The sequence below is a fragment of the Streptomyces sp. NBC_00287 genome (genome assembly GCF_036173105.1).
Classification (GTDB): domain Bacteria; phylum Actinomycetota; class Actinomycetes; order Streptomycetales; family Streptomycetaceae; genus Streptomyces.
Window position 1 is genome coordinate 1,328,132 of sequence record NZ_CP108053.1, and the last position, 22,945, is coordinate 1,351,076.

The following is a 22,945-nucleotide window of genomic DNA, read 5'->3' on the forward strand; positions in this document are numbered from 1 at the left end:
CTGAGGGCTCCTAGGCTCCAAGCTCGCGGTCGATCAGGTCGAACATCTCGTCGTCGGTGACGGAGTCGAGGGCGCCGCCGTCGAGGACGCCCTCGCCGGAGCCGTCGGCCGTGGGTGTGGTGGTGCTGGTCCAGCGCCAGAGCACCGACTCCAGCCGCTTGACGACACGGGCGCGGGCGGCGTGGTCGCCGAGGCCGGGTTCGACGGCGGCGAGGGCGGTGTCGAGCCGTTCGATCTCGGCGAGGACGCGGTCGGTGTCGTCGGCGGTGCCCGGGGCGCCGTCGGCGAGGCGCAGCCGCTTGTCCAGGTGGGCGGCGAGGGCGGTGGGCGCGGGGTAGGTGAAGACCAGGGTGGCCGGGAAGGAGAGTCCGGTCTCCGCGCTGAGGCGGTTGCGGAGCTGGACGGACATCATCGAGTCGAAGCCGATGTCCTTGAACTTCCGTTCGGCGTCGACGGCGTCGGCGGAGTCGTGGCCGAGGACGGCCGCGGCCTGTCGGCGTACCAGGTCGGCGAGGTGGCGGAGGCGTTCGTCGGGGGTGAGGTCGGCAAGCCTGCGGGCGAGGGCGTCGCCTACGGCCGGGTCGGTGCCCTGGGCGGCGCCCGTAGCGCTGCGGCGGCGGGCCGGACCACCGGGTACGAGGTGCCGCAGCTCCGGCGGGAGGGTGTCGGCGGCGGCGCGGCGGCGCAGGTCCGCCGGGTCGAGGCGGGTGGCGACGAGGGGCGGCAGGCTCAGGTCTAGGGCCGTGGCCAGGGCGCGTGCTGCGGACGGGGCCGCTGCGGGCTCCCCTGGAGCCTTGGAGCCTTGGTCCCAGGGGGCTCCGGTGACGAGGGTGACGGGCAGTCCGGCTGCGCGGCGGTGGTGGGCCAGGGCGGTGAGGCGGGCGTCGGGCAGGGGGGCGAGCACGGCGAAGGCCGACAGTGCGCTGTCCTCGGTCAGTTCGTGCAGATGGGCGGTGGTCGTGGGGTCGGCTGCGGTGTCGATGACGGCGGTGAGCGGCCGGCCGGTGAGGAGTTCGGCGAGTCGGCTCCGGTCGGCGGGGTCGGCCGTGGCCCGGTCCAGGGTCGCCCCGTTGGTGCGGAGCAGTTCGCCGAGGTCGCCGTCGAGGGCGGTGGTCAGCTCGGTGAGGGGATCGGTGGCGGGGGCGACGACCAGCAGCGAGCGGACGGCACGATCGGCCACCAGGTGGTGGACGAGGGCGGCTGCGGGAGCGCCGTCTCCGGCGGCGGTGAGCAGGACGGTGCCGTCGAGCGGCGCGTACGCCTCGGGCTCGGGCAGACGCCGGGCGCGTGGCACGAGGAGGGTGCCGTCGCGCAGGGCGAGGGTGGATTCTCCGGTGGTGTGCGCGGTGTGCAGAGCTGCGGGGACGTCGGGGTCCGGGGCAGTGTCCAGGTCGAGATGGACGACGCGGCCGGGGTGTTCGACCTGGGTGAGGCGGACGAGGTGGTGTACGGCGGTGCCCAGCAGGTCGGCCGGGCCGCTCTCGTCGTCGGTGGCGACACCGCCGCGGGTGACGACGGCGAGCCGTACGCCGCTCAGCCGTTCGTCGGTGAGCCAGCGGTCCAAGAAGGCCGCGGTTTCTACGGTGTCGGCGGCTGTGGGTTGGGCGACCTGGTCCGGATTGCGGGTGCCGCAGGGCAGCAGGACCCACTCCGGGGCGGGGACGCCCGCGTCGAGGACGGCGAGCAGGCCGTCGAGGTCCAGGTGGGCGGTGACGGCGTGGCCGCTCTCCTGGACGGTGGCGGCGAGGTCGAGCGGGTCGTCGCCGAGGACGGCCCACGTGGCGAACTCGTCTCCGTCCTGGGCCGGTTGGTGCCCTGTCAGCGGCGTCCACTCGATGTGCAGCAGGGCGTCCGCGGCAGCCGTGGAGGCGAGTTGTCCCGCGTCGACGGTGCGCTGGATCAGCGCGGCGACCTCCCCGACGGGGCGTCCGGCCGGATCCGCGAGCAGGATGCGGGTGCCGTCGGGGCCGGCAGGGGTGAGGCGGACGCGCAGTTCGGTGGCGCCGGCGGCGTAGAGCCGTACGTCGGACCAGGCGAAGGGCTGGCGCAGCGCGGCGGTGTCGGCCGCGCGAGACAGGCCACCGGCGTGGAGGGCGGCGTCCAGCAGGACGGGGTGGAGGCCGTAGCGCTGGGCCTCGGCGCGCAGGGTTTCGGGGAGGGCGACCTCGGCGTAGATCTCGTCACCGAGGCACCAGGCGGCGCGCAGTCCGCGGAAGGCGGGGCCGTAGCCGTAACCGGCCACCTCGGCCCCGGCGTAGAAGCCTGAGACGTCGACTGGTTCGGCGCCGAGCGGGGGCCAGGCGGTGAGGCCCGCCGTCTCCGGTTCCGTGCCGGTCTCCGGGAGCAGGGCGCCCTCCGCGTGGCAGGTCCAAGGCTCGTCGCCGTGGTCGGGGCGGGAGTGGACCTCGACGGTGCGTTCGCCGTCGGCGGCCGGGGCTCCTACGGTGACCTGGATCCGTACGCCGCCCCGCTCGGGCAGGATCAGCGGGCTGCCCAGCACCAGTTCGCGCAGCCGGCCGCAGCCCGCCTCGTCACCGGCGCGTACCGCGAGCTCCACCAGGGCCGAGCCGGGCAGCAGCGAGGTGCCGAGCAGGCGGTGCTGGCCGAGCCAGGGGTGGCCGTGGGCGGTGAGTCGCCCGGTGAGCAGCAGTCCGTCGTCGTCGGCCGGGTGGACCACGGCGCCGAGCAGCGGGTGTCCGGTGTCGGTGAGGCCGAGGCCTGCGGGGTCGCCCGCGGCGCCGGCGGGGGCGGTGAGCCAGTAGCGGCGTCGCTGGAAGGGGTACGTGGGCAGGTCGACCCGTTGCGGTTCGCGGCCTCCGTGCAGGGTGGTCCAGTCGACGTCGGCACCGGCAGCCCACAGGGTGGCGGCGGCGGTCGCGAATCGGTCGGGTCCGCCCTCGTTGCGGCGGAGGGTGCCGGTGACGACGGCGCCGCTGGCGGCCGCTGCGGCGGTGTCCTCCAGCGCGGCGACGAGCACGGGGTGGGCGCTGACCTCGACGAGGGTCGTGTGGCCGAGGTCGAGGGCGGTCTCCACGGCGGCGCGGAAGGCCACCGGCTCGCGCTGGTTGCGGTACCAGTAGGCGGCGTCCAGGGCTGTGGTGTCGTAGAGCCCGCCGGTCACGGTGGAGAGGAAGGCGGTGCGGCCGGGGCGGGGGTGTACCGGTCCGACGGCGGCGAGCAGTTTCTCCTTGATCTCCTCCATCTGGGGGGAGTGGGACGCGTAGGAGTGGGCGACGCGGTGGTACCAGACGCCGTCCGCCTCCAGCTCGGCGATCAGTGCGTCCAGCGCCTCGTGGGTGCCTGCGACGACGGTGGAGGAGGGGCTGTTGACGGCCCCGACGGTGAGCGTGCCGTGACGAGCTGCCAGCCGCTCGGCGATCCTCTCGGCGCCCTCCGCCACGGACACCACCCCACCGCGGTGGGTGAGCGTCGCGCCGATCGCCGCGCGGGCGGTGATGACGCGGGCGCCGTCATCGAGGCTCAGCGCTCCCGCCACGACGGCGGCGGCCAGTTCGCCCTGGGAGTGTCCGACGACGGCGGAGGGGGTGATGCCGAGCGACTCCCAGACGGCGGCCAGCGAGATCATGACCGCCCACAGCACGGGCTGGATGATCTCGACGTGCTCGGTCCACTGCGCCCAACGGGAGCCCGGTTCCGGGCCGTTGAGCAGCTCGGTGAGGCGCCAGTCGACGTACGGAGTCAGGGCCGTTTCGCACTCGGCGATCCGGGCGGCGAAGACGGGGCTGGAGGCGAGGAGTTCACGGCCCATGCCGAGCCACTGCGAGCCCTGGCCGGGGAAGACGAACGTGACGCCGGCGGCGGCCTTGGCCCGACCGGTGACGATCCGCCCGGCGGAGGCCTCCGGGACGTCCGTGCCCGCGGCCAGGGCACGGGCCGCGCCCAGCAGGGCGGTGCGGTCCGGGCCGAGGAGGACGGCGCGGTGTTCCAGGGCGGCGCGCTGGGTGACGAGGGCGAAGGAGATGTCGGCCGGGTCGGGGGCGTCGGACCCGACGGACACAGAGACTGCTCCGGATTCTCCTGAGGCCCCGAAATCCTCTGAGGCTCCGGACTCCAGATGGTCCGCCAAGCGCCCCGCCTGCGCACGCAGCGCCTCGCCGTCGCGGGCCGACAGGACCCACGGCACGGGCCCGCCCCGCCAGACCGGCTCCCCGGAGACGGGCGTCAGTGTGGCCTCGGACGTGGGCTCCGGCGCCTCCAGGATGATGTGCGCGTTGGTGCCGCTGATGCCGAAGGAGGAGACACCGGCGCGGCGGGCGCGGCCGGTCTCGGGCCAGGGGGTCGCCTCGGTGAGGAGGGCGATGTCGCCGCTGCTCCAGTCGACATGCGGGGTGGGCTCGTCGATGTGCAGGGTGCGCGGCAGTACGCCTTCCCGCATCGCCAGCACCATCTTGATGATGCCGGTGACTCCGGCGGCGGCCTGGGTGTGACCGAGGTTGGACTTCACGGAGCCGAGCCAGAGCGGACGGTCCGCCTCCCGGCCCTGTCCATAGGTGGCGAGGAGCGCCTGCGCCTCGATCGGGTCGCCCAGCGTCGTCCCGGTCCCGTGGGCCTCGACGGCGTCGACGTCGGCGGTGGTGAGCCCGGCACCCGCGAGCGCGGCGCGGATGACGCGCTGCTGGGACGGGCCGTTTGGAGCGGTGAGGCCGTTCGAGGCACCGTCCTGGTTGATCGCCGAACCGCGCACGACGGCAAGGACGCGGTGCCCGTTGCGACGGGCGTCGGAGAGCCGCTCCAGGAGCAGCATGCCGACGCCCTCGGCGGGCGCGAAGCCGTTCGCGTCGGAAGAGAAGGCGCGGCAACGGCCGTCGGCGGAGAGCCCGCGCTGACGGCTGAACTCCAGGAAGATGGAGGGCGACGGCAGGACGGTCACACCACCGGCGAGCGCGAGCGAGCACTCGCCGCCCCGCAGGGCCTGCGCGGCGAGGTGCAGTGTGACCAGTGAGGACGAGCAGGCGGTGTCGACGGTGATCGCCTGGCCTTCGAGGCCGAGCGCGTAGGCGACGCGACCGGAGGCCACGCTCGCGGAGTTGCCGATGCCGAGGAAGCCCTCCAGGTCCTCCTGCCCTGGACCGTAGGCGCCCGCGTAGTCGAAGGCGACGAGGCCCACGAAGACACCGGTCCTGCTGCCCCGGAGCCGGTGCGGGTCGATCCCGGCCCGCTCGATGGTCTCCCAGCTCGATTCGAGGAGCAGGCGCTGCTGCGGGTCCATGGCCAGCGCCTCGCGCGGCGAGATCCCGAAGAATCCGGCGTCGAAGGTGTCCGCGCCGGTCATGAAACCGCCCGCACGTCCGTAGGTGCTGCCGGGCCGCTCGGGGTCGGGGTCGTAGTAGTCCTCGATGTCCCAGCCGCGGTCGTCGGGGCAGGGGGTGATGGCGTCCCGGCCGTCGGCCAGCAACTCCCACAGCGCCTCCGGGGAGTCGACCCCGCCGGGCAGCCGACAGCTCATGCCGATGATGACGACGGGGTCGTCGTCGGTGTCGCCGCCCGGCCCTGCGGCCGGTACCGCGGCGGCGGTCTCCTCCGGCTCCGGGAGGAGGCGGGTGAGGAGATGGCGGCCGAGCGCGGTGGTGGTGGGGTAGTCGAAGACGAGGGTGGTGGGCAGCCGAAGACCGGTGTGGGCGATCAGCCGGTTGCGCAGGTCGACGGCCGTCAGCGAGTCGAAGCCCAGCTCCTTGAAGGGGCGTTCGGGATCGACCCGCTGGGGGGAGGCGTGGCCGAGCGCCGCGGCGACCTGGGCCCGTACGACCTCCACCACGGCCCGTTCCCGGTCGCGGGCGGGCAGCGCGCTGAGCCGGGCCGCCAGGTCCTGCGCGTCGGCCGTACGGTCGCCGCCGGACGCCCGGTCGGCGAGGGCCCGGCGCACGTCGGGGAGGTCGGCGAGGAGCGGGCTGGGCCGGTTGCCGGTGAAGGCGGCGGCGAACCGGTCCCATTCCACGTCCAGTACGGCGACGCTGCCGGCGGAGTCGGTGCCGCCGAGCACGGCCCGGCGCAACGCGGCGACAGCGCGCGCCGGGTCCAGCGGCACGAGACCGGCCCGCCGGACCCCGGTCTCCACGACCTGCTCGCCCGCCATGCCCGCTCCGGCCCAAGGGCCCCAGGCTACGGAGGTGGCGGGAAGACCGGCGGCGCGCCGTCGCGCGGCCAGCGCGTCGAGGGAGGCGTTGGCGGCGGCGTAGGCGGCCTGGCCGAGGGTGCCGACGGTGCCGGAGACGGAGGAGAACAGGACGAAGGCGGCGAGGTTATGGCGGGCTGTCAGTTCGTGGAGATGGTGGGCGGCGGCCGTCTTCGGGCGCAGCACCCGGCGCAGCGTCTCCTCGGTGAGGGATACGGCGATGCCGTCCTCGACGATTCCGGCGGCGTGGACCACGGCGGTGAGCGGCAGTTCCTCCGGTACGCCGGCCAGCACCTCGGCGAGCCCGTCCCGGTCGGCGGCGTCGCACGCCGTGACCGTGACCCGGCTGCCCGCCGCGCGCAGTTCGGCGGCGAGGGCGTCGGCGCCCGGCGCCTCGGGACCCCGGCGGCTGAGCAGCAGCAGATGGTCGGCGCCCGCGTCGGCGAGGGAGCGGGCGACATGAGCGCCGAGCGCCCCGGTGCCACCCGTGATCAGGACGGTGCCGCGCGGCGGCCACTCGCCCTCCTCGCGGGAACCGACGGCGGCCCGGACGAACCGACGGGCCAGCAACCCGGCCGGGCGGATGGCGAGTTGGTCCTCGCCGTCGGCGCCGCGCAGGGCGGCGGCGAGCAGTCGTCCGGTGCGCTCGTCCAGAGTCTCGGGGAGGTCTACGACACCTCCCCACAGGTCGGGCAGTTCCAGCCCTACGACCCGGCCGAGGCCCCAGAGCGCGGCGCCGCCCGCGTCGGGCGCGGCGTCGGAGGGCGCCGCGGTGACGGCGCCGCGGGTGGCGCACCACAGGGGCGCATCGGTCCCGGCGGCGGTGAGGGCGTGCAGCAGGGCGAGCGTGGCGGTGACAGCGGGTGCGAGCCCGTCGGCGTCGGGGGTGATGACGGCAGGGTCGCAGGCGAGGAGGGAGAGTACGCCGGTGTACTGCGCGGAGTGCTCGGCCAGACGCTCCACGAGACCGGCGCCGGGAGTGCCGGTGAGCGGGACGGGCAGGGTGACCGGCTCGATCCCGGCCGCGGTGAGGGCGGCCAGGGCGGCGGACAGGAAGGCCGGTTCGCCGGGATCCTCGGGCACGGCGACGAGCCAACGGCCGTTCGTCGTCGCCTCCGTGGCGGTCAGGGGCTTCCAGGTGACCGTGTAACGCAGGCTGTCGACGGTGCTCTGTTCACGGCGACGCCGACGCCAGGCGGCCAGCGCGGGCAGCGCCTCGCGCAGAGCGTCGTCGTGCCCGGCGTCCAGCGCGTGAGCGAGCGCGGCGGCATCCTCCCGCTCCACGGCCTCCCAGAACCGGGCCTCCTCGGCGTCCACGGGAGCCGCCTCAAGGGTGCGGTCCAGCCAGTAGCGCTCGCGTTGGAAGGCGTACGTGGGCAGGTCGACGCGGCGTGGATTGCGGCCGGTGAAGAGGGCGGGCCAGTCGACATCGACGCCGCTCGCCCACAGACGAGAGACGGCGGTGGTGAACGTCTCCACCTCGTCGTGGCCACGACGCGTCGCCGGGACGAACAGACCCTCCGCGCACTCGGCGCCCATCGCGGTCAACGTCGCGTCCGGACCCAGCTCCAGGAACCGGGTCACCCCCGCGTCGGCAAGCGAGGCCAGGCCGTCCGCGAAACGCACCGCCTCCCGCACATGGCGCACCCAGTAGTCGGCGGTACGTATCTCCTCACCCGCCACACGGCCGGACACATTCGACACGACAGGGATCCGCGGCTCGCCATACGAGATCTCAGCGGCGACCCGCGCGAAGTCCGCCAGCATCGGCTCCATCAACGAGGAATGGAACGCGTGCGAGACCGTCAGCCGACGGCACTTGACCCCCGCAGCCGTCAAACGCTCCCGCACCGCCTCCACTTCCGCCTGGGGACCCGAAACCACCACGGACGTCGGCCCGTTCACCGCCGCAACATCAACCGAGGCGACAACCTCCTCGACCTCGGCCAAACCAGCCTGCACCGCGAGCATGGCCCCGCCCTCGGGCAACGCCTGCATCAACCCACCACGGGCCGCCACCAAACGACAGGCGTCCTCCAGCGAGAAAACCCCCGCCACATACGCGGCAACCAATTCACCCACCGAATGACCCATCACAAAGTCCGGGCGAACACCCCACGACTCCGCCAACCGGTAAAGAGCCACCTCCACCGCGAACAACCCGGCCTGCGTGAACACCGTCCGATCCAGCTCCTCGGACGACAGCGCCTCCGCCAACGACCCGGGCAGCAGCCCTTCAAAGGCCGTACAGACTTCGTCCAAAGCACGTGCAAACACCGGGAATTCAGCAGCAAGCCCCGCACCCATCCGCGCCCGCTGCGATCCCTGCCCCGTGAACAACACGGCCAGTCGGCCATCGGCCACCGCACCGGAGGACCCGACGGAGGCCAGCCGCGCCCGCAGCTCGTCAGCGTCCCTCCCCCAGACGACCGCGCGATGCCCCAACCCGGCCCGACCAGTCGCCAACGACCAGCCCACATCCACCGGTTCGAAAGAACCAGCGACCTCCGACAACCGCCCCGCCTGCGCCACCAACGCCTCAGCAGAACCGGCGGACAACACCCACGGCACCAGACCACCCACCGGAACCGAAGGCCCAACCGCCTCCGCCTCCGGCGCTTCCTCCAAGATCACATGCGCGTTGGTTCCGCTGATCCCGAACCCCGAGACCGCCCCCCGCCGGGGCCGCTCGCCCCGTTCCCACCGGACGGACTCCGTGAGCACCTCGACCGCGCCGGAGGCCCAGTCGACATGTGGCGTCGGCTCGTCGACGTGCAGGGTGCGCGGCAGCACACCGGCCCGCATCGCCATCACCAGCTTGATGACACCCGCCACACCGGCCGCGTACTGCGTGTGGCCGATGTTCGACTTCACGGAGCCCAGCCACAACGGCCGATCCGCCGCACGCCCTTGGCCGTACGTCTCCAGCAGCGCGTGCGCCTCGATCGGGTCGCCGAGGGCGGTGCCGGTGCCGTGTGCCTCGACGGTGTCGACATCGGTGGCGGTCAGTCCGGCGTTGGCGAGGGCGGCACGGATGACGCGTTGCTGGGCCGGACCGTTCGGCGCCGTGAGGCCGTTCGACGCGCCGTCCTGGTTGACGGCGGAGCCGCGTACGACCGCCAGCACCTGGTGGCCGTTGCGGCGCGCGTCCGACAGGCGCTCCAGCAGCAGGACGCCGACGCCCTCGCCCCAGCCGGTGCCGTCCGCCGCCGCCGCGAACGCCTTGCAGCGGCCGTCGGCGGCGAGTCCGCGCTGGCGGCTGAACTCGACGAAGGCGAACGGGGTGGACATGACGGCGGAGCCGCCCGCGAGCGCCATCTCGCACTCGCCGTTGCGCAGCGCCTGTGCGGCCATGTGCAGCGTGACCAGGGAGGAGGAGCAGGCCGTGTCGACGGTGACCGCGGGGCCCTCGAAGCCGAAGGTGTAGGCGACCCGACCGGACATGACGCTGGAGGTGCTGCCGGTCAGGACGTACCCCTCGGCGCCCTCGGGCAGCCGCGCGCCGCCGGTGCCGTAGCCGGAGTGCCCGCTGCCGACGAAGGTGCCGACCGGCCTGCCGCGCAGGTGTGCCGGGTCGATTCCGGCGCGCTCGAGCAGCTCCCACGACGTCTCCAGCAGCAACCGCTGCTGGGGGTCCATGGCCAGCGCCTCGCGCGGGGAGATCCCGAAGAGGTCGGCGTCGAACTCGGCGGCGTCGTACAGGAATCCGCCTTCGCGGACGTACGAGGTGCCCGCGCGGTCCGGGTCTGGGTCGTAGAGCGCGTCCAGGTCCCAGCCGCGATCGGCTGGGAAGGCGGACATGGCGTCCGTGCCCGTCTCCACCAGCCGCCACAGGTCCTCGGGCGAGCGGACGCCGCCGGGGTAGCGGCAGGCCATGGCGACGATCGCGATGGGTTCCCGGGCGGCGTCGAGGAGCTGCCGGTTCTGCTTGCGCAGCCGTTCCGCCTCGGTCAGCGAGGCCCGCAGGGCGGCAACGACCTTGTCGTTCTTGTCATTTCCGGTCGGATTGGTCATGACGCCTCCTCGTCTCGGGTCTGTCGTCTCAGGAGTCGGAGCCGGCATCCCCGAGGGCCATCCGGACGAGGTCGTCGACCTCCATGTCCGCGATGGCTTCGGTGGTTCCGTCGTCGTCGCCGGGGGTGTTGGGTTCCGCTTCGGCCCGGGCGAGCCGCAGCAGGGTGTCGGCCAGGCCCGCCTCGCGGAGGCGGTGGAGCGGGATGGCGGCCAGCGCGCGGCCGAGTTCGGCGTCCCCGGCCTCCGTGGGCGCCGGATCGCTGTCCGGCGCGATCTTGGCGAGGAGGTGTCTGCTGAGGGCGAGTGGGGTGGGCTGGTCGAAGACCACGGTGGTGGCGAGTCGGACGCCGGTGGCGGCGCCGAGCCGGTTGCGCAGTTCGACAGCGGTCAGTGAGTCGAAGCCGAGGTCCTTGAAGGGCCGTTGGGCCTCGACGGCCTGGGTACCGGTGTGGCCGAGGACCGCGCTCGCGTGGGTACGGACGAGGTCCAGCAGTCGGTGTTCGCGCTCGGGGGCGCTGAGTCCCGCGAGGGCGGCGGTGAGGGAGGCACCGTCCGCACCCGGCCGGGCGTCGGCGGCCCGGCCCCGCCCGGTGACCTTGACCAGTGCGCGGAAGAGCGGCCGGACGTCGGCGGTGGTGCGGGCGCGGGCGCGCATCAGGGGGAGGTCGAGCCGGATCAGTACGGCCGGCGTCTCGTCCAGGCGCCGGGCCGCGTCGAAGAGGGCGAGGCCGGTGTCGCTGTCCATCGGCCTGACCAGACCGCCCTGGCGGGCCCGCTCGGCGGCGGCCCGGTCGAGGTGGCCGGTCATGGCGCTGGCCTGCTCCCACAGGCCCCAGACGAGGGAGAGGGCGGGCAGTCCCTGGGCGCGCCGCTGGTGGGCGAGGGCGTCCAGGAAGGTGTTGGCGGCGGCGTAGTTGGCCTGTCCGGCGCCCCCGCCGACTCCGGCGGCGGAGGAGTAGAGGGCGAAGAGGGCAAGGTCGTGGTCGCGGGTCAGCTCATGCAGATGCATCACCGCCTCGGCCTTGGGACGCCACACCCGGGCCAGCGTCTGCGGCCCGTGCGCGGCGAGCACTCCGTCGGCCAGGGCACCCGCGGCGTGGACGACGCCGGTGAGCGGATGCGCGGCGGGAACGGCGGCGAGGGTACGGGCCAGTTGCTCGCGGTCGGCCACGTCGCAGGCGACGATCTCGGTGGCGGCGCCCAACTCGGTCAGTTCGGCGAGGAGGTCGTCGGCGCCGGGGGCGTCCGGTCCCTGTCGGCCGGCGAGCAGCAGGTGCCGTACACCATGGCGGGTGACCAGGTGGCGGGCGAGGAGGGCGCCGAGGGTGCCCGTGCCGCCGGTGATCAGGACGGTGCCCTCGGGGTCGAGGACGGGCGGCATGGTGAGCACGATCTTGCCGACATGCCTCGCCCGGCTCATGAAGCGGAACGCCTCCGGGGCCCGGCGCACGTCCCAGGCGGTCACGGGCAGCGGCCGGAGCGCGCCGGTGGCGAAGAGCCGCAGGATCTCGGTGAGCATCTCGCCGATGCGGTCGGCTCCGGCGTCGGCGAGGTCGTATGCCGTGTAGGAGACACCGGGGTGGTCCTCGGCGACTTGGGCGGGGTCGCGCCGGTCGGTCTTGCCGAGTTCCAGGAAGCGTCCGCCGCGTGGCAGCAGGTCGAGGGAGGCGTCGATGTACTCGCGGGCGAGGGAGTTGAGGACGATGTCGGCGCCGGAGCCGTCGGTGGCCGCCTTGAAGGTGCCGGCGAAGTCGAGGTCGCGGGAGGAGGCGAGGTGCTCCTCGTCGACGCCCAGGTCCCGCAGGGTGTCCCACTTGCCGGGGCTCGCGGTGGCCAGCACGGTGGCGCCGAAGTGCCGGGCGAGCTGGATCGCCGCCATGCCGACGCCGCCCGCGCCCGCGTGCACGAGGACTGTCTCGCCCGGCTGAACGCGGGCAAGGTCGACCAGTCCGTAGTACGCGGTCAGGAAGGCCACGGGGACGGACGCCGCCTGCTCGAAGCTCCAGCCCTCGGGCACGGGGGCGAGAACCCGCTCGTCGGTGACGGCGAGGGGGCCGAGGGCGCCGCCCATGAGGCCGAGGACACGGTCGCCGGGGGCGAACCGGGTGACTCCGGGGCCGACTTCGGTGACCACTCCGGCGCCCTCGCTACCCATGACGGTCTGGCCGGGGACCATGCCGAGCCCGATGAGAACGTCACGGAAGTTGACACCCGCGGCACGGACGGAGACCCGGACCTGTCCGGCGGTGAGCGGCTCGGTGGCCTCAGGGAACGGCAGCAGGGCGAGCCCCTCCAGAGTGCCGGAGTCGGCCGTGTCCAGCCGCCAGGCGGCGCCCGCGGGCGGGACCAGCGCTCCCCCGCCGCCGGGGCGCACCAGACGGGGTGCCAGCGGGGTGCCTGCGCGTACGGCGATCTGGGTTTCGCCGGATTCCAGAGCGGCGGCGAGTGCCGCGGCGGCGGCCGGCTCGTCGTCCGGGGTCAGGTCGAGCAGGAGGAAGCGGTCCGGGTGCTCCGACTGTGCGGAGCGGATCAGGCCCCAGGCGGGCGCGGTGGCCAGGTCGGTGAGGTCGGTGTCCCGGCCGGTGGAGACGGCACCGCGGGTCACGATCACCAGCCGGGAGTCCGCCAGCCGCTCGTCGGCGAGCCACTCCTGGGCGAAGGCGAGGACGTCCTCGGTGACCCGCCGCGCCGTGTCGGCAGGGGAGCCGGTACCGGCGGCGGGCGGGGCCCACAGGACCACCTCGGGCACGGGGTCCACCGCCGCAATCAACGCCTCGAGGTCCGAGTGGGAGGCCGCACCGGCGGGCACGGGGACCGAATCACCGAGCACCGCCCAGCGCTCCGCCCGCACGACGGCCGGGACGGGCACCGGAATCCAGTCGAGGACGAACAGGGAGTCGGCCTCCGGCGCGTCGGCGGCGGCGAGTTGATCGGCGGAGACGGTCCGCAGGACGAGCGAGTCCACGGCGGCGACAGGGGCGCCGGTCGCATCGGCGACCTGAACGGTCAGCGCGTCGTCCCCGGCGGCGGCGATCCTGACCCGGAGCCGCTCGGCACCGCCCGCGAACAACGACACACCGGTCCAGGCGAACGGCAGCCGCAGAGCGGCCGGATCGCCGCCGAACGAACCGAAGCCGATGGAGTGCAGAGCGGCATCGAGTAGCGCCGGATGGACACCGAAGCGGGCAGCCGCCGCATGCTCAGCCTCCGGCAGGGCGACCTCGGCGAAGACTTCCTCTCCACGCCGCCATACGGCACGCAGGCCATGGAAGACGGGCCCATAGCCGTATCCAGCGGCTGCGGCCGTCGGGTAGAACGCGGACGCGTCCACCTGCTCGGCACCGGGCGGCGGCCAGACGGTGAGGTCCGACGACTGTCCGACGGACTCCGCGCTCAACAGGCCCTCGGCGTGCCGCAGCCACGGCTGATCGTGCTCGGAGCCTTCGAGTCGGGAGTAGACGGCCAGTTCGCACAGACCGCGCTCGTCCGGAGGACCGACGACGACCTGCACCTGTACGGCGCCCTGCTCGGGTAGGACGAGGGGTGCCTGGAGGGTGAGTTCGGCGAGGTGTCCGCAACCGACCTCGTCCCCGGCCCGGATGGCCAGCTCGACAAAGCCGGTGCCCGGGAAGAGGACGGTTCCGGCGACGGTGTGATCGGCGAGCCAGGGATGCGTCCGCAGCGAGAGCCGCCCGGTGAGCATGACCCCGCCGTCGGCAGCAAGGCTGACGGCAGCGCCGAGCAGCGGGTGGTCGGCGGAGGCGAGCCCGGCGCCGCCGACGTCGTGGGCTCCGGCGGGCTCCTCCAGCCAGTAACGCCGGTGCTGGAAGGGATACGTGGGCAGGTCGACGCGGCTGATGGGGCGGCCGGAGTAGACGGCGGACCAGTCGATGTCGGTGCCGTGGACCCAGAGTTCGGCTGCGCTCGCTATGAAGCGGGCGTTCTCGTCCTCGTCGCGGCGGAGGGTGCCGACGACTGTCACCGGCTGCTCGGCGGCTTCCGCGATGGACTGCACGCCCATGGTGAGCACCGGGTGCGCGCTGACCTCGACGACACGGGTGTGGCCTTGGGCCAGCGTTGCTTGGATCGCCTCGGTGAAGCGGACGGGTCGGCGCAGGCCTTCGTACCAGTAGGAGGCGTCCATGGTCGCCGTGTCCAACAGCCCGCCCGTCACTGTGGAGATGATCGGGATACGGGATGGGCGCGGCTTCACGGAAGCCAGCACGTCCAACAACCGCTCGCGGATGTCCTCGACCTGGGTGGAGTGCGAGGCGTAATCCACCGGGACCCTCCGCGCACGGACGTCGGCTGCCTCCGCCAACCCGGCGATCTCGTCCAGAGCCTGCGGATCACCTGCGACAACCGTGGCATCGGGCCCGTTGTAAACGGCGACGGACACCCGATCGCCATACGGCTCCACCCAGGCCGATGCTCGCTCGGCACCGGTCGCCAATGACAACATCCCACCACGACCGGCGAGTTCATCCCGTATCGCGGCAGACCGCAGCGCCACCACCCGAGCCGCGTCCTCCAGGCTCAGGGCACCGGCGACCGCCGCAGCCGCGATCTCACCCTGCGAGTGACCGATCACCGCAACCGGTGTGACCCCGAAGGACTCCCAGACGGCCGCCAGCGACACCATCACCGCCCACAGCACCGGCTGGACCACATCCACCCGCTGCATCCAGGCATCGTCCTCGCCGCGCAGCACCTCGGTCAGTGACCAGTCGGTGAAGGAGCCCAGCGCCGCCTCGCACTCAGCGATCCGGGCGGCAAACACCGGTGAGGATTTGAGCAGCCCCCGCCCCATCCCCAGCCACTGCGACCCCTGCCCCGGAAACACAAACACCGGCGCACCAGAACCCGAAGCAATCCCCGAAACCACATGCGCCGCTACGCCACCGGACGCCAAGGCCTCCAGCCCCGCCGTCAGCTCAGCCGTCTCCCGCCCCCAGACCACAGCCCGTTGCTCCCACGGCGAGCGGACCGAAGCGAGCGCCCACCCGGCGGATACGGGATCGGCGTCCATGAGGGTTCCGGCGAGGGACGCGGCGCGGCCCGCGAGTCCGGCGGTGCCGCGGGCGGAGAGCGGCCAGGGCAGGACGGGCGACCCCGACAGCCCCTCAGGGCCGGAGACCACGACCGGCCCCGGCTCCGCCTCAACAGGCGCCTCCTCCAAAACGACATGCGCGTTCGTGCCGGAGATTCCGAAGGAGGACACACCGGCGCGGCGCGGATGGCCGTTCGCCTGCCATTCCCGCTCCTCGGCAAGGAGTTTGACCTGGCCCGTCCAGTCCACGTGCGGGGTGGGCTCATCCACATGCAGGGTGCGGGGCAGCACGCCCTCCCGCATCGCCATGACCATCTTGATGACACCCGCGACACCGGCCGCGGCCTGGGTATGACCGATGTTGGACTTGATCGACCCCAGCCAGAGGGGCTGATCCGCCTCGCGCCCCTGCCCATAGGTGGCCAGCAGAGCGTCCGCCTCGATCGGATCACCCAAGGTCGTCCCCGTGCCATGCGCCTCCACCGCATCCACCTCAGCGGCCGACACACCGGCATTGGCGAGCGCCTGCCGGATGACGCGCTGCTGGGACGGGCCGTTCGGGGCGGTCAGCCCGTTGGACGCACCGTCCTGGTTGACGGCGGAGCCCCGGACGACGGCGAGGACGCGATGGCCCTTGGCGCGGGCGTCCGACAGTCGCTCGACCAGCAGCATGCCGACGCCCTCCGCCGGGCCGAAGCCGTCGGCGTCGGTGGAGAAGGCGCGGCAGCGGCCGTCCGGGGAGAGGCCGCGCTGACGGCTCATCTCCACGAACCCGGCCGGGGTGCAGACGACGGTCACGCCGCCGGCGAGGGCGAGGTCGCACTCGCCGCTGCGCAGCGACTGGACGGCCATGTGCAGGGCGACGAGTGACGAGGAGCAGGCCGTGTCGACGGTGATCGCGGGTCCCTCCAGACCGAGTTGGTAGGCGATGCGGCCGGAGGTGACGCTGAGCATGTTGCCGGTGCCGAGGAAGCCCTCGACGTCGTCGGGGACCGCGGTGAGCCGGGAGAGGTACTCCGAGTTGAGCGCCCCGACGAAGACACCGGTCTGGCTGCGGCGCAGGGAGGCCGGGTCGATGCGGGCCCGTTCGACGGCCTCCCAGGAGACCTCCAGGGCGAGCCGCTGCTGCGGGTCCATGGCGAGGGCCTCGCGCGGCGAGATTCCGAAGAAGTCGGCGTCGAATCCGGCGATGTCGGCCATCAGTCCGGCGCCGCGCAGATAGGTCTTGCCGCGGGCGTCGGGGTCGGCGTCGTAGAGGGACTCCATGTCCCAGCCCCGGTCCTCGGGGAAGGTGCCGACGGCGTCCTGGCCCTCGTCGACGAGCCGCCACAGTTCCTCGGGCGAGCCGACGCCGCCGGGGAAGCGGCAGGCCATGCCGACGATCGCGATGGGCTCGTCGGCCGAGCCGCCGTGGGCGACGGCGGTGGCGGACTCGCCCCGTACGCCGGACAGTTCCCCGGCGACGAGCCGGGCCACGGCGGCCGGGGTGGGGTGGTCGAAGGTGAGGGCGGCGGGGAGGCGGAGGCCGGTCGCGGCGTTGACGCGGTTGCGGAGTTCGACGGCGGTGAGCGAGTCGAAACCGAGGTCCTTGAAGGGCCGTTCGGCGTCGACCGCGCCGGACTCCGCGTGGCCGAGGACGGCGGCGACATGGGAGCGGACCAGGTCGAGCAGGAAGCGCTCACGCTCGGCGGGCGGCAGTCCGGCGATCCGCCCGGCGAGGGTACCGGTGCGTTCGCCGGTCTCGACGGTGCGGCGGGCGCTGGCGCGCACGATGCCGCGGAGCAGCGGCGGTACGGGCCGGCCCGCGACGGCGCCGCGCAGGGCGGCGGTGTCGAGTTCAGCGGCGACGAAGAGGGCGCCGTCGCGGGCGATGGCGGCGTCGAAGAGGGCGATGCCGGTCTCGTCGGTGAGGGGCACGAAGCCGTTCCTCGCGACCCGGTCGATATCGCCCTCGGCGAGGTGTCCGGTCATGGCGCTGGCCTGTGCCCACAGGCCCCAGGCCAGGGAGGTGGCGGGCAGGCCCTGGGCGCGGCGGTGCTGGGCGAGGGCGTCCAAGTAGACGTTGGCGGCAGCGTAGTTGGCCTGGCCCGGGGCGCCGAAGACGCCGGAGGCGGAGGAGTAGAGGACGAACATGCCGAGGTCGGCGTCGCGGGTGAGCTCGTGCAGGTTGACGGCCGCGTCGACCTTGGGCCGCCAGACGGCGCCGAGTTGGTCCGGGGTGAGGGAGGTCAGCACACTGTCTGCGAGGACGCCTGCCGCGTGGACGACACCCGTCAGGCGCCGCCCGTCCAGCAGAGCGGCGAGCTGCTCCCGGTCGGCGGCGTCACAGGCCACCACTTCGGCCTCTGCCCCCAACTCCGCGAGTGCAGTTATGAGTTCGGCCGCTCCTGGTGCCTCCAGCCCCCTACGGCTGGTGAGGAGCAGGTTCCGGACGCCGTACCCGGTGACCAGGTGGCGGGCGAGGAGCGAGCCGAGGGTGCCGATGCCGCCGGTGATGAGGACCGTGCCGTCCGGATCGAGCGCGGGAGGCATGGTGAGGACGACCTTGCCGGTGTGCTTCGCCTGGCTCATGTGCCGGAACGCCTCGGGGCCGCGCCGGACGTCCCATGTCGTGATCGGCATGTGCCGCAGCGCGCCCCGCTCGAACAGGTCAAGCACCTCGGCCAGCAGTTCGCCGCAGCGCTCGGCTCCGGCTTCCTTCAGGTCGTACGCCTGGTAACCGACGCCCGCGTGGTCGCGCGCCACCTGTTCGGGGTCACGTTTGTCGGTCTTCCCCATTTCCAGGAACCGGCCGCCACGCGGCAGGAGTTCGAAGGACGCGTCGACGAACTCGCGGGCAAGCGAGTTCAGTACGACATCCACCCCCGCTCCGCCCGTAGTGGCGAGGAACTTCTCCCGAAAGTCGAGGTCGCGGGAGGAGGCGATCTGGTCGTCCGTCAGGCCAAGGCCCCGCAGCACATCCCACTTGCCGGGGCCGGCGGTGGCGAGGACAGTCGCGCCGAAGTGCCGCGCGAGCTGAATCGCGGCGATCCCCACACCACCCGCGCCCGCATGGACGAGAACGGTCTGCCCCGGCTCCAGGCCCCCGAGGTCCACCAGCCCGTAATACGCGGTCAGATAAGCCACCGGCACGGACGCGGCCTGCTCGTACGACCAGTCCTCGGGCACCGGAGCCACCATCCGCGCGTCGGCAACGGCCAGCGGGCCGAAGCAGCCGTCGACGATGCCGACGACGCGGTCACCAGGGGCGAAACGGGTGACCTCCGCGCCCACCTCCAGCACAACGCCCGCGCACTCGCTGCCCATCACGGTCTGGCCGGGGACCATGCCCAGGCCGATCAGCACGTCCCGGAAGTTGACACCCGTGGCGCGGACCCCGATCCGGATCTCTCCGGGCGCGAGCTCGGCCACCGCCTGTGGGGCGGGCAGCAGCCGCAGGCCCTCCAGGGTTCCGGAGGCGGCCGTGTCCAGCCGCCAGGCCCACACCCCGGCCGGGGGCACCAGCGCACCGCCCGTGTCGGCCGGGGCCAGCCGGGGCGCCAGAACCTCCCCGGAGCGGACCGCGACCTGCGACTCGTCCGCGGCGAGCGCGGCGGCGACGACGTCGGTGATCTCGTCGACGGCCCGCTCGGCGGGGTCGAGGTCGATCAGCAGGAACCGGCCGGGGGCCTCGGTCTGCGCGGTACGGACGAGACCCCAGAGAGCGGCCGACGCCAGATCCGTGATGTCCTCGTCCGCCCGGGTGGCCACAGCGCCTCGGGTGACCACGGCGAGCCGCGAGTCCGCCACCGCCTCGTCGGCCAGCCATTCCTGGAGAAGGGCGAGCAGCGCGGCCGTCACCGTCTCCGCGTCCCTGGCCTGGCCCGCGCCGGAGGGAGCGGGCGGCACCCACAGAACGGTGCCCGGCGCCGGGACCCCGGCGTCCAACACGGCCCGTAGCCCACAGAGGTCCGAGTACGAGTCGACGGCCACCCCGGCGACCTGCGCGGCGGCGGCCAGACCGAGGGTGTCGTCCCCGATGACCGCCCAAGAGGCCTTGGTGTCGGGCACCGGTGCCGGGACGGAGGCCCAACGGAGCGCGAAGAGGGCGTCGTTGCGCTGATCCATGGCCGCCGTGATCTGCTCAGGGCGGACGGGCCGCAGCTCCAGGGAGCCCACGCGGGCCACGGGTCGGCCCACCGCGTCGGCGACGTCGATCGTCACGGCGTCCGGGCCGACCGGGGACACGCGCACTCGGGCCGCCGCGGCGCCGACAGCCGCCAGCGCCACATCGGACCAGGCGAACGGCAGCCGCAGCGCGTCGGCGCCGAAGCGGCCGAGCCCGATCGCGTGGAGCGCCGAGTCGAGCAATGCCGGGTGAATGCCGAAACGCGCGGCGTCCGCGTGCTGTTCCTCCGGCAACTCCAGTTCGGCGTAGACCGCGTCACCGAGCCGCCAGGCCGCGCGCAGACCGCGGAAGGCGGGGCCGTAGCCGTATCCGGCCGCCTCGGCCTCGGCGTAGAAGTCGGAGACGTCGACGGCTTCGGCTCCCTGTGGGGGCCAGACGGCGAGCTCCCCGGCCGGGACCTGTGCGGCCTCGGGTGACACCGTGCCCACGGCATGTGTGGTCCACGGTGCCTCGATTCCGGTGTCGTCGGGGCGTGCGTGGATCGTCACGGCCCTGCTGCCGGTGGCGTCGGGGGCGGTGAGGACGACCTGGAGCTGGACGGCGCCGTGCTCGGGGAGGACGAGGGGGGCCTGGAGGGTGAGTTCGGTGAGGTGGCCGCAGCCGACCTCGTCGCCGGCCCGGATGGCCAGCTCGACGAAGCCGGTGCCGGGGAAGAGGACGGTGCCCGCGACGGCGTGGTCGGCGAGCCAGGGATGCGTCCGCAGCGAGAGCCGGCCGGTGAGGGCCAGTCCCCCGTCTGCGGCGAGGCTTACGGCGGCGCCGAGGAGGGGGTGGTCCGCGGCGCCGAGACCCAGGTCAGCGGGATCGCCCGTGGCGCTGGATGCCTGCAGCCAGAAGCGCTCGCGCTGGAAGGCATACGTGGGCAGGTCGACGCGCTGCACAGCGCGCCCCGCGTAGACAGCGGCCCAGTCGATATCCGTGCCGTGGACCCACAGTTCGGCGGCGCTCGCGATGAAGCGGGCGTTCTCGTCCTCATCCCGGCGGAGTGTTCCGACGACGGTGACCGGCTTCTCCGCCGCCTCCGCGATGGCCTGGACCCCTGCCGTCAGCACCGGATGCGCACTGACCTCGACAAGACGGGTGTGACCTTGGGCGAGCGCTTCCTGGATCGCGTCGGTGAAGCGGACCGGCTGCCGCAGGCCCTCGTACCAGTACGAAGCGCCCATCGTCGCCGTGTCCAACACCCCACCAGTAACAGTGGATATGAGCGGGACACGGGACACCTGCGGTGCCACGGGCGCCAGGACATCCAGCAACCGCTCCCGAATGTCTTCCACTTGTGCCGAGTGCGAGGCGTAATCCACCGGCACCCGACGGGCCCGCACACCTGCGGCCTCCGCCACCCCGGCGATCTCATCCAGCGCCTGCGGATCACCGGCAATGACCGTGGCATCGGGCCCGTTGTAGACGGCGACCGACACACGATCGCCGTACGACTCCACCCAGGCCGATGCCTGCTCGCCACCGGTCGCCAGCGACAACATCCCGCCACGACCGGCGAGTTCGTCCCGCACAGCGGCGGACCGCAGCGCCACCACTCGAGCCGCGTCCTCCAGGCTCAACGCACCGACCACGGCCGCGGCGGCGATCTCACCCTGCGAGTGACCGATCACGGCAGCCGGTTCAATGCCCAGCGACTCCCAGACGGCCGCCAGCGACACCATCACCGCCCACAGCACCGGCTGGACCACATCCACCCGCTGCATCCACGCATCGTCATCAGCCGTCAGCACCTCGGTCAGCGACCAGTCCACAAACGGACCGAGTACGGCCTCGCATTCAGCGATCCGGGCGGCGAAGACCGGCGAGGACTCCAACAGCCCCCGCCCCATCCCCAACCACTGCGCCCCCTGCCCCGGAAACACAAACACCGGCGCACCGGAGCCCACAGCAGTACCCGAGACCACGTGACCCGCAACAGCACCAGCCGCCAAGGCCTCCAACCCCGCCGTCAGCTCAGCCGTCTCCCGGCCCCAGACCACAGCCCGATGCTCCAGAGCCGTACGCCCCGAAACCAGCTCCCACCCCACATCAACCGGATGAGCCACCACACCCGCCAGCCGCCCCGCCTGCGCACCCAACGCCCCGGCGTTGCGACCGGACACCAACCACGGCACCACCGGCGACCCCGACAACCCTCCAGGACCGGAAACCACCACCGGCCCCGACTCGGCGCCCCCCTCCAAGACCACATGCGCATTCGTCCCGGAGATCCCAAACGAGGAAACAGCCGCCCGCCGCACCCCGTTCTCCCCTTGGACTTCCCAGTTCCGGGACTCGGTGAGGAGGGAGACACCCCCAGTCGCCCAGTCGACATGCGGGGTCGGCTCATCCACATGCAAGGTGCGCGGCAGCACACCCGCCCGCAGGGCCATCACCATCTTGATCACACCCGCGACGCCCGCCGCGGCCTGGGTATGACCGATGTTCGACTTCACCGACCCCAACCACAACGGCCGGCCCGCCTCCCGGTCCTGACCGTAGGTGGCGAGCAGTGCCTGCGCCTCGATCGGGTCGCCCAGCGTCGTACCCGTGCCATGCGCTTCCACCACGTCCACCTCGGTGGGCGAGAGGCGGGCGTTGTTCAACGCCTGCTGGATGACGCGCTGTTGGGACGGGCCGTTGGGTGCGGTGAGGCCGTTGGAGGCGCCGTCCTGGTTGACGGCGGAACCACGTACGACGGCGAGGACGCGATGGCCCTTGGCGCGGGCGTCCGAGAGGCGCTCCACCGCGAGGACGCCGATGCCCTCGGACCAGCCGGTGCCGTCGGCCGCCGCCGCGAACGGCTTGCAACGGCCGTCCGCCGAGAGCCCGCGCTGCCGGCTGAACTCCACGAAGACACCGGGGCTCGGCATGACGGTGACACCGCCCGCGAGGGCGAGGTCGCACTCACCGTTCCGCAGCGACTGCACCGCCAGATGCAGGGCGACCAACGATGACGAGCAGGCCGTATCGACGGTGACCGCGGGGCCCTCCAGACCCAGCGTGTAGGCGAGGCGGCCGGTGAGCACGCTGGTGGCGTTGCCGGTCAGGGAGAAGCCGCTGACCTGCTCCGGGACGTTCAGCATGTCGGTGAGGTAGCCGAAGCTGGAGGCACCGACGAAGACGCCCGTACGGCTGCCGCGCAGTGAGCCGGGGGCCAGGCCTGCGTGTTCGAACGCCTCCCAGCCCGTTTCCAGGAGGAGCCGCTGCTGGGGGTCCATGGCCAGGGCCTCGCGCGGTGAGATGCCGAAGAACTCGGCGTCGAACTGGTCGGCGTCGTGCAGGAAGCCGCCCTCGACGACATAGCTCTTGCCGTACGCGTCCGGGTCGGGGTCGTACAGGTCCTCGTCCCAGCCCCGGTTGACCGGGAAGGGGGTGATGCCGTCGCCCCCGTCCGCGACCAGCCGCCACAGATCGTCGGCCGAGGAGACGCCGCCGGGGAAGCGGCAGCCAATGCCGACGATCGCGATCGGCTCACGGCTCTTGGCCTCGGTCCGCTGGAGGCGCTGACGGGTCTCCTGGAGGTCGGCGGTGACCAACTTGAGGTACTCGCGGAGCTTGGCTTCGTTGCCGGACATCTGCCTTCGTCTCCAGGAGA

At 73.2% G+C, this 22,945-nt stretch carries 2 protein-coding genes; both read right to left on the reverse strand.

The annotated features are described in order from the left end of the window. Positions 1-10: 10 nt before the first annotated feature. Positions 11-10,147, reverse strand: a complete 10,137-nt coding sequence (locus OHT76_RS06195; protein WP_328869734.1) for a type I polyketide synthase — start codon at positions 10,145-10,147, stop codon at positions 11-13. Between the two features lie 28 nt (positions 10,148-10,175). Further along, positions 10,176-22,925: an SDR family NAD(P)-dependent oxidoreductase gene (locus OHT76_RS06200; RefSeq protein ID WP_328869735.1), complete on the reverse strand. Its 12,750-nt coding sequence runs from the start codon at positions 22,923-22,925 to the stop codon at positions 10,176-10,178. Positions 22,926-22,945: the final 20 nt, after the last annotated feature.

Excerpts from the sequence above, each read along its gene's own strand:
- OHT76_RS06195 (WP_328869734.1), bottom strand. The coding sequence starts at position 10,147 with ATGACCAATCCGACCGGAAATGACAAGAACGACAAGGTCGTTGCCGCC.
- OHT76_RS06200 (WP_328869735.1), bottom strand. The coding sequence starts at position 22,925 with ATGTCCGGCAACGAAGCCAAGCTCCGCGAGTACCTCAAGTTGGTCACC.